7 protein-coding genes and 1 pseudogene are annotated in these 8,383 nt (G+C 71.9%); 6 read left to right on the top strand and 2 right to left on the bottom strand.

The genetic code is table 11. The features are described 5' to 3' along the window. Nucleotides 1-28 precede the first annotated feature (28 nt). The 4 genes from DEJ16_RS15380 to DEJ16_RS15365 all read left to right on the top strand — a co-directional run bounded on the left by DEJ16_RS15380 (nt 29) and on the right by DEJ16_RS15365 (nt 3,596). Complete coding sequence (locus DEJ16_RS15380; protein ID WP_110858065.1) at nt 29-862, top strand: ABC transporter ATP-binding protein; 834 nt, start codon at nt 29-31, stop codon at nt 860-862. 3 nt (nt 863-865) lie between these two features. Next, a complete protein-coding gene (locus tag DEJ16_RS15375; protein WP_110826199.1) occupies nt 866-1,681 on the top strand; it encodes an ABC transporter permease in 816 nt (271 codons plus the stop codon). Nucleotides 1,682-1,746: 65 nt separating this feature from the next. Beyond that, nucleotides 1,747-2,973, top strand: coding sequence for a histidine kinase (locus tag DEJ16_RS15370; protein ID WP_146232908.1), 1,227 nt, complete (start codon nt 1,747-1,749; stop codon nt 2,971-2,973). Next, entirely contained in the window at nt 2,970-3,596 is a 627-nt protein-coding gene (locus tag DEJ16_RS15365) for a response regulator transcription factor (protein WP_110826201.1), read from the top strand. The genes DEJ16_RS15370 and DEJ16_RS15365 overlap by 4 nt, the downstream gene beginning before the upstream one ends. A gap of 40 nt (nt 3,597-3,636) precedes the next feature. On the opposite strand, the gene DEJ16_RS15360 is transcribed toward DEJ16_RS15365, so the two are convergent. Next, nucleotides 3,637-3,855 (bottom strand): DUF1653 domain-containing protein, encoded by a 219-nt coding sequence (locus DEJ16_RS15360; RefSeq protein WP_110826202.1) that lies wholly within the window; start codon nt 3,853-3,855, stop codon nt 3,637-3,639. Nucleotides 3,856-3,944: 89 nt separating this feature from the next. On the opposite strand from DEJ16_RS15360, the gene DEJ16_RS15350 reads away from it, so the two are divergent. Both DEJ16_RS15350 and vsr read left to right on the top strand, forming a co-directional pair. Continuing rightward, nucleotides 3,945-6,491, top strand: a complete 2,547-nt coding sequence (locus DEJ16_RS15350) for an excinuclease ABC subunit UvrA (protein ID WP_220032735.1) — start codon at nt 3,945-3,947, stop codon at nt 6,489-6,491. Nucleotides 6,492-6,560: 69 nt separating this feature from the next. Continuing rightward, nucleotides 6,561-6,908 (top strand): annotated as a pseudogene (gene vsr, locus DEJ16_RS15345) (DNA mismatch endonuclease Vsr); the annotation flags it as partial. Nucleotides 6,909-7,256: 348 nt separating this feature from the next. Here the strand turns inward: vsr and DEJ16_RS15335 are convergent. Continuing rightward, nucleotides 7,257-8,189 carry an NADP-dependent oxidoreductase gene (locus DEJ16_RS15335; RefSeq protein ID WP_110826204.1) on the bottom strand — a complete coding sequence of 311 codons (933 nt, stop codon included), beginning with the start codon at nt 8,187-8,189 and terminating at the stop codon, nt 7,257-7,259. Between the last annotated feature and the right edge of the window lie 194 nt (nt 8,190-8,383).

The following is an 8,383-nucleotide window of genomic DNA, read 5'->3' as shown; positions in this document are numbered from 1 at the left end:
AACCCCGCCCTCCCGCGAGGCTGGACCCATGCCCGACACCCCCGCCATCGAGGTCCGCAACCTCACCAAGCGCTACCCCACCGGCCACACCGCGGTCTCCGACCTCTCCCTCACCATCGCCCGCGGCGAGACCGTCGCCCTGCTCGGCCCGAACGGCGCCGGCAAGTCGACGACGGTCGAGATCCTCGAGGGCTTCCGCTCCCGCACCTCCGGCGAGGTCCGCGTCCTCGGCACCGACCCGGCAAGCCCGACCCGCGAGCACAAGGCACGCATCGGCATCGTCCTGCAGACCAGTTCCGAGTCCCCGAACGTCACCGTCGCCGAACAGCTCACGCACTTCGGCTCGCTCTACCCGCGCAGCCGCAGCACCGAGGAGCTCCTCGCCGCCACCGGACTGGAGGCCCAGCGCAACACCCGGGTCAGCCGCCTGTCCGGCGGGCAGCGCCGCCGCGTCGACGTCGCCCTCGGCGTGATCGGCCGCCCGGAGGTCCTGTTCCTCGACGAACCGACGACGGGCTTCGACCCGGAGGCCAGGCGCCAGTTCTGGGACCTCGTCAACGGCATCAAGCGGGAGGGAACGACGGTCCTCCTGACCACCCACTACCTCGACGAGGCCGCGCACCTCGCCGACCGTGCCGCCGTCATCGCGAACGGTGAACTCCGCGCCCTCGCGCCGATCGATGAGCTCGGCGGTCCGGAAGCGCGGCGTCCCCAGATCCGCTGGCGTGACACCGATGGCACGCAGCATGAGGAACGCACCGACCACCCGCAGGACCGCATCCGGAGCACGACCACGCCGATGCACGACCTGGAGGTCATCCGCCCGTCCCTCGAGGACGTCTACCTCGAGATGGTCGCCTGAACCATGACGACGAGCCCGAACACCCTGACCATCGGCGCCTCCCGCATCGCCTACGAGATCCGCTCCTACTTCCGCGCCCCCGACTCCGTCTTCTTCACGTTCCTGTTCCCCGTCGTCATGCTCGCGCTGTTCTCGGTCGCGTTCGCCAGCTCGAGCGACATCCAGGCCGGGACGGCGAGCGTCGACTACGCCACGTACTACCTGCCCGGCCTCGTCGCGACCGGCATCCTCCTCTCCGGCACACAAGCGCTCGGTGTCGACATCGCCGGCGAGCGCAGTGACGGCACCCTGAAGCGCCTCGGCGGCACCCCGCTCCCCGTCCTGTCCTACTTCGTCGGCAAGATCGGCATGGTCCTGGTGACCACGCTCGTGCAGACGGCGATCCCGCTCGCCGTGTCGAGCCTCCTGTTCGGGGTGACACTCCCGACGGACGCGAGCCGCTGGGGAACCTTCGCCGGCGTGTTCCTCCTCGGCATCGCGACCAGCAGCGTCCTCGGGATCGCGATCTCCGCGCTCCCCCGCGAGGGTCGCCGCGCCACCGCCACGATCGTCCCCATCGTGCTGGTGCTGCAGTTCATCTCGGGCGTCTACCTGCCCTTCATGCAGCTGCCCGACTGGTTGCAGGGCATCGCGAGCGCGTTCCCGCTCCGGTGGATGGCCTCCGGCATGCGGTCCGTCTTCCTGCCGGACGCGTTCGCGTCCGCCGAGCCGGGAGGCTCGTGGCGACTCGGACTCGGAGCCCTCGTCCTGGCAGCGTGGCTGGTCCTCGGCCTGGTGGTCTGCGCGCTGACGTTCCGGTGGAACCGGAAGGACGGCTGACGGTGGCGGCCAGCAGGGCTGTGGACAACCCGGTTCCGCAGCCGGAGGCATGGGAGGCTGTCGGCATGACCGACACGCACCCCCGGACGCGCAACAGCGTCTGGCTGCACGCCTTCTTCGCTGGCACGGTCGTGTTGACCGCGGTCATCGCGGTCGCCGCGCGGTCGCCGTGGCCGTCCCGCTGGCCGGCGTTCGCTGCGCTGGCGGTCCTCACCGTGGCGTACGTCGCCTACGGCTGGCGCGGGTACGACCGACCCCGGGCAGCGGCTGCGTTCCTGCCGATCGCGATCGCGGCCGCGTTCGTGCTGCCTGCCGTCGTACCGACCACGGCCTTCGTGCAGTGCATCGTGTTCCCGCTCGTGTGGACCCAGGTCATGCGCGTGCGGGTCGCCGTCGCCCTCACCGCGGTGGTCGGGCTCGCGAGCGGGATCGGCCTGCAGGTCTCCGGCGGCCCCGATTCCTTGGCCGGCACGCTCCTCATCGAGGTCGTCAGCGTCGTCGGCTCCTGCGCGATCGGCATCTGGATGACCCGGGTCGCTACCCTCGCCGAAGAGCGCCGGCAACTGCTCGTCGAGCTCCATGCCACGCAGGACTCCCTTGCCGATGCGAACCGTGCCGCGGGCATCGCGAGTGAACGGGAGCGCCTGGCCCGCGAGATCCACGACACCGTGGCGCAGAACCTCGCTGGCATCGTCATGCTCACCGAGCGGGCGCGGAACGACCTCGCCGACGACCGCCCCGACGCCCTCGAGGAACGGCTCACGGTCCTCGAGGAGTCCGCCCGTGCTGCCCTCGAGGAGTCCCGCGTCCTCGTCGCGGCCGGCGCTGCCGGAGCCACCCACGACAGCCTCGCCGGAGCGCTGCACCGCCTCGGCGAGCGCCACACCCGCGAGACCGGCACGCCCGTCGCCGTCGCCGCAGCAGAGATCGCGCTCGACCGCGATGCGCAGGTCGTGCTGTTGCGCGTCGCGCAGGAAGCCCTCGCCAACGTCCGAACGCACGCGGGCTCCGCTTCGGCGCGTGTCGAGCTGCTCCACGAGTCCGAGCGGACCGTCCTGCGGGTGATCGACGACGGAGTCGGCTTCGATCCCGCCGTCCCGACCGCCGGCCACGGCCTGCGTGGTCTGCGCGACCGGCTCGCCCTCGCCGGCGGCACCTGCACGATCGAGAGCGCACCCGGGCGTAGCACGGTCGTGACCGCGACCCTCCCGACCGCGGCACCGGACCCCCGTGGCGATACAGAGCAGAACCTTCGATCTGCACCGTCAGCCGCAACGGCGGTCACCCGGTGATCCGCGTCGTCGTGGCGGACGACCACCCCATCGTCCGGTCGGGGATCGTCGCGCTCCTGCAGGCGGCCGACGACATCGACGTGGTCGGTCAGGCCGCGGACGGCGCAGCGGCGGTGTCCCTCGTGCTGGCCGAGCGTCCCGACGTGGTCCTCATGGACCTCCGGATGCCGGTCCTCGACGGTGACGCTGCAACAGCGCAGATCCTCGCCGCTGCACCAGACATCCGCGTCCTCATCCTCACCACGTACGAGTCCGACGACCAGATCCTCGCCGCCATCGAAGCGGGTGCCACCGGGTACCTGCTCAAGGCCGCTCCCGAGTCCGAGATCCTCGCCGGCGTCCGCGCCACCGCCCGCGGCGAGACCGCCCTCGCTCCGTCAGCGGCAGCGGCCCTGGTCCGCCGTGCCGTCGGTGTCGCACCGATCGGCCCGTCCTTGACCCCGCGCGAGCTCGACGTCCTGCGTCTCGTCGCCCAGGGCAACAGCAACCCGGCGATCGGCCGCGTCCTGTTCCTCAGCGAGACCACGGTGAAGACCCACCTCGGCCACGTCTTCGAGAAGCTCGGCGTCAACGACCGCACCCGCGCCGTGACCCGCGCGATGGAACTCGGCCTCCTCCCCTGACCCCTGCGGCCACGGCGTCGTTCTGGCAGTGACCGAGGCTTCAGTCCACGATCGGCACGAACCGCGCCCCCTCGTACCCGTCACGCGAGACGTGCGCCGTGAAGTCCGCGAGGGACCGCACCCAGTACCCCCGCTCCCCGTACAGGGCCTGGTACACGACCACCGGCTCCTCGGTCTCCACGTCCTTGGCGACGAGCACGACCTCGTACTCCCCGCCCTTGAAGTGGCGGTACCGGCCGGGCATCACGTCGCTGCTCATGCCCCCGATGCTAGGGCGACCCGACCCGACCCGACACGACCGGGCCTGCCCCATCACCGCCCCGCCGCAACCCGCCTAGGCTCGAACGGATGCCCGCTCCCCGCACGACCCGCCCCTCGACCACCTCCCCCGACGAGACCGCGGGCCACGACGCCGCTGCGGGACCCGAAGTCACCGCCCGTCCCGGCGCCACTGCCGGTCCCGGCGCCACTGCCGGTCCCGGCGCCACTGGCAGTCCCGACGACACCACGCGCGACGGCTTCATCCGCGTCCGCGGCGCCCGCGAGAACAACCTCCGCGACGTCGACGTCGACATCCCCCGCGACCGCATCGTCGCCTTCACGGGCATCTCCGGCTCCGGCAAGTCGAGCCTCGCGTTCGGCACGGTCTTCGCCGAGGCCCAGCGCCGCTTCCTCGAGTCCGTCGCCCCCTACGCCCGCCGCCTCATCGCCCAGGGCTCGACCCCGCACGTCGACTCGATCACGGGCCTCCCGCCGGCCGTCGCCCTGCAGCAGCGCCGCGGTGCCCCGAGCTCCCGGTCGACGGTCGGGACGCTCACGACGCTGAGCAACTCGACGCGCATGCTCTACTCGCGTGCCGGCACCTACCCGGAGGGCGCCGAGCAGCTGTACTCGGACTCGTTCTCGCCGAACACGGTCGCCGGCGCCTGCCCGCGATGCCACGGGCTCGGCGTCGCCCACGAGGTGACCGAGGCCTCCGCCGTCCGCGACCCGTCGCTGAGCATCCGCGACGGCGCGATCACGGCGTGGCCGGGTGCTTGGCAGGGAAAGAACCTCCGCGATGTCACGGCCGGCCTCGGCTACGACATCGAACGGCCGTGGCGGGAGCTCCCGCAGGAGGACCGCGACTGGCTCCTCTTCACCGAGGAGCAGCCCGTCGTCGAGGTGCACCCGAAGCGTGACCGCGTCGCGAAGCCGTACAAGGGCCGGTTCTGGAGCGCCCGCCAGTTCGTGCTGCACACCCTCGCCGATTCGCAGAGCGAGACGCAGCGGAACAAGGTCCTGCAGTTCGTCGAGTCCGGCCCGTGTTCGCTCTGCGGCGGCACGGGTCTCACGCGCGCTGCACTCGCGGTGACGTTCGGCGGCCGGACGATCGCCGAGCTGAACGCGCTGCCGCTGTCCGGCGTCGCCGAGGTCCTCCGTCCGGTCGCCGAGCTCACCGACGCCACGGCGGCCACGTCCCGCACGTCGTCCGGTGAGCGGACCGAGGTCGCGGTCACCATCGCGCGCGACCTCCTCGGCCGGGTCGAGGTCCTCACCGGCCTCGGTCTCGGCTACCTCAGCCTCGATCGCGCCACCCCGACGCTCTCCCCCGGTGAGATGCAGCGCCTCCGCATCGCCACACAGCTGCGGAGCGGCCTCTTCGGTGTCGTCTACGTCCTCGACGAGCCGAGCGCGGGCCTCCACCCGGCCGACGCCGAGCCGCTCGTCCAGGTCCTCGAGGACCTCCGCGCCAGCGGCAACAGCGTCTTCGTCGTCGAGCACGACATGCGCATCGTCCGCCAGGCCGACTGGATCGTCGACGTCGGCCCCGGTGCCGGCTCCGCCGGCGGCACGGTCCTCTACAGCGGCCCGGTCGACGGCCTGGCCGACGTCGAGGCGTCCGTCACCCGCCGCTTCCTGCAACCGCGCGCCTCCGGCCTGGAGGCCCGCCCTCCTCGACAACGGTTCGGCACCCTGGAACTGCGGGGCGTGACGCAGCACAACCTCCGGGACCTCGACGTCGACGTGCCGCTCGGCGTCCTCACCGCCGTCACCGGAGTGTCTGGGTCGGGCAAGTCGTCGCTGGTGGGTGGCGTCCTCGCGAACCGTGCCTCCGAGCACCCGCAGGTCAGCCGCGTGGTCGAGGTCGACCAGAAGCCGATCGGCCGCACGCCCCGCTCGAACCTCGCCACGTACACGGGCTTGTTCGACGCGGTCCGTGCCGCGTTCGCCGCGACCGACGACGCGAAGGCCCGCGGGTGGACGGCCGGCCGGTTCTCGTTCAACGTCGTCGGCGGCCGGTGCGAGGTGTGCCAGGGAGAGGGCTCGGTGTCGGTCGAGCTGCTGTTCCTGCCGGGCAGTTGGGCGCCGTGCCCGGAGTGCCACGGCTCCCGCTACAACGACGAGACGCTCGAGGTCCGCCTCGACGGCGTGACGATCGCCGACGTCCTCGGCATGACCGTGGACGAGGCCGCACCGTTCCTCGCCGACCTCCCCGCCGCCGCACGTGCCTTGAACGCCCTGCAGCAGGTCGGCCTCGGCTACCTCCGACTCGGGCAGCCCGCACCGGAGTTGTCCGGCGGCGAGGCGCAGCGCATCAAGCTCGCGACCGAGCTGCAGCGCGCCCGCTCCGGCCACACGCTGTACCTGCTCGACGAGCCGACCACGGGCCTCCACCCGGCCGACGTCGAGCGCCTCACCGAGCAGCTGTCCCGCTTGACGGACGCGGGCAACACGGTCGTCGTGGTCGAGCACGCGATGTCCGTCGTCGCTGCCGCCGACCACGTGATCGACATGGGGCCGTCCGGCGGCGACGAGGGCGGCCAGGTCGTCGCTTCGGGCACGCCCGCCGAGGTCGCTGCTTCCCCGTCGAGCCGCACGGCGCCGTACCTCCGCGCCGAACTCGAGGGCTGACCGCCGGAGTACTCCACAGATCGCACCGATGCGCCGCGAGGGGCACCACTCCCTCGGTAGCGTCGCGGCATGCAGCACTGGGACGCTGACGAGGAGCGAAGCCGCCACATGACCCGGTTCGGACGCCGTGACACCGCGCCGGAACTCGCCCTGCGCCGCACCCTCCACGCCCGCGGCCGTCGGTTCTTCGTCGACCGCCGGATCAGCGTCCGGACACGAGCGCGTGCTGACCTCGTGTTCCCCCGTGCCCGCGTCGCGGTGTTCGTGGACGGCTGCTTCTGGCACTGGTGCGAGGAGCACGCACACTTGCCGAAGGCGAACGCCGAGTTGTGGCGCACGAAGCTGCTCGCGAACCGGCAGCGTGACGCCTGGCACGACGCCGTCCTCCGCAGCGAGGGCTGGAGGGTCATCCGCGTCTGGGAACACGACGACGTCCAGACGGCCGCGGACACGATCGAGGCCGTACTCGACCGCTGGCACCGGATCACAGGCGGTGGTCGGCAGCGGCCACCACACCCCTGCCCAGTTGCCAGCCCGCAGCGGCGAACGCCTTCCGGGCCCCGGTCGCGTCCTCCGCCGACGGCCGCCCGTACGCCTCCCGGTAGTCCCGCGAGAGTTGCGACGCTCCGGCATGCACGGTGCGACGCTCGACGTCGACGGTTGCATCGCGGCGACCCGCCTCCGCTGACGCACGACGAACGGACGAGAGGCCCGGCACCAGCTGGTGTCGGACCTCCCGTCCGTCAATCGGTCATGACAGTTGCGTCACCAGGTGAGGACGAAGCGACCCCGCGTCCCGCCAGCTTCGAGGCGTTCGTGTGCCTCCGGGGCACGCTCCGCCGGCAGGACCTCGGCCACCCGGGGCACGATCGTGCCGCTCTCAACGCCGTGGCGCAGCCGCTCGAGCTTGTCGAAGGACCGGTACTCACTGAACACGGACACCCGCTCGAACCGGATGCCGGGTGCGCCGTTGCCCTCCCAGCCGCGGACGTCGACGAACACACCACCCTCGCGGATGGCCGGGACGACGGTGTCCCGCTGCAGGGCGCAGTCGAACAGGGCGTCGACCCCCTCGGGCACGACGGCTCGCACGGAGGCAGCGAAGTCGTCCCCGCGCGGCACGATGTGGTCCGGCCCGAGCGAACGGACGAGGGCCTGGTCCTTCTCGGAGCTGTCCGCGATCACGGTGATGCCGGCGGCCTTCGCGAGCTGCACGACGTAGTTGCCGAGGAGCCCGGCGGCGCCGGTCACGGCGAGTGTCTGGCCCCGCTCGAGCCCGGCGAGCTCGAGCATCTGGATGGCGGTGAGCCCGTTCATCGGCACGGTGGATGCTGCCTCGATCGTGGTCCCGCGCGGGATCCGCGTGAACGACCCGACCGGGGCGACGAGGTACTCGACGTACGCCCCGCCGTGCCCGGTGAGCGGGAGGGCGATCGCCATGACCTCGTCACCGACGGACCACCCCTCGACGTCCGGTCCCACCTCGTCGATGACGCCCGCGGCATCCATCCCGGGCACGTACGGAGCCGTGGCCTTCGAACTGTCGCGCTCCCCCGCCCGCACCCCCGTGTCCGTGGGGTTGACCGCGAACGCTCGGACGGCGATGCGGACCGAACCGGCACCGGCGTGCACCTCGGCTACTTCATGGACGGCGAGGGCTCGAGGCCCTCCGAACGTTTCGACTCCGACGACCTTCATGTCTCCGGTCTACCCGGAGCACGACACCGCCCGCTCAGCCGACGTGTGGGGACGCGAAAGAGCCCCTGACCGGGGTGAGCATTGCTGCTCACCCCGGTCAGGGGCTCGATCATTGAGAAGAAGTCCGGCGGCGTCCTACTCTCCCACAAGGTCCCCCTTGCAGTACCATCGGCGCTGAGAGGCTTAGCTTCCGG

Source organism: Curtobacterium sp. MCJR17_055 (genome assembly GCF_003224335.1).
Lineage (GTDB): Bacteria > Actinomycetota > Actinomycetes > Actinomycetales > Microbacteriaceae > Curtobacterium.
The sequence above is the reverse complement of the archived record's forward strand: the minus strand, read 5'-3'. Positions and strand labels throughout refer to the sequence as shown.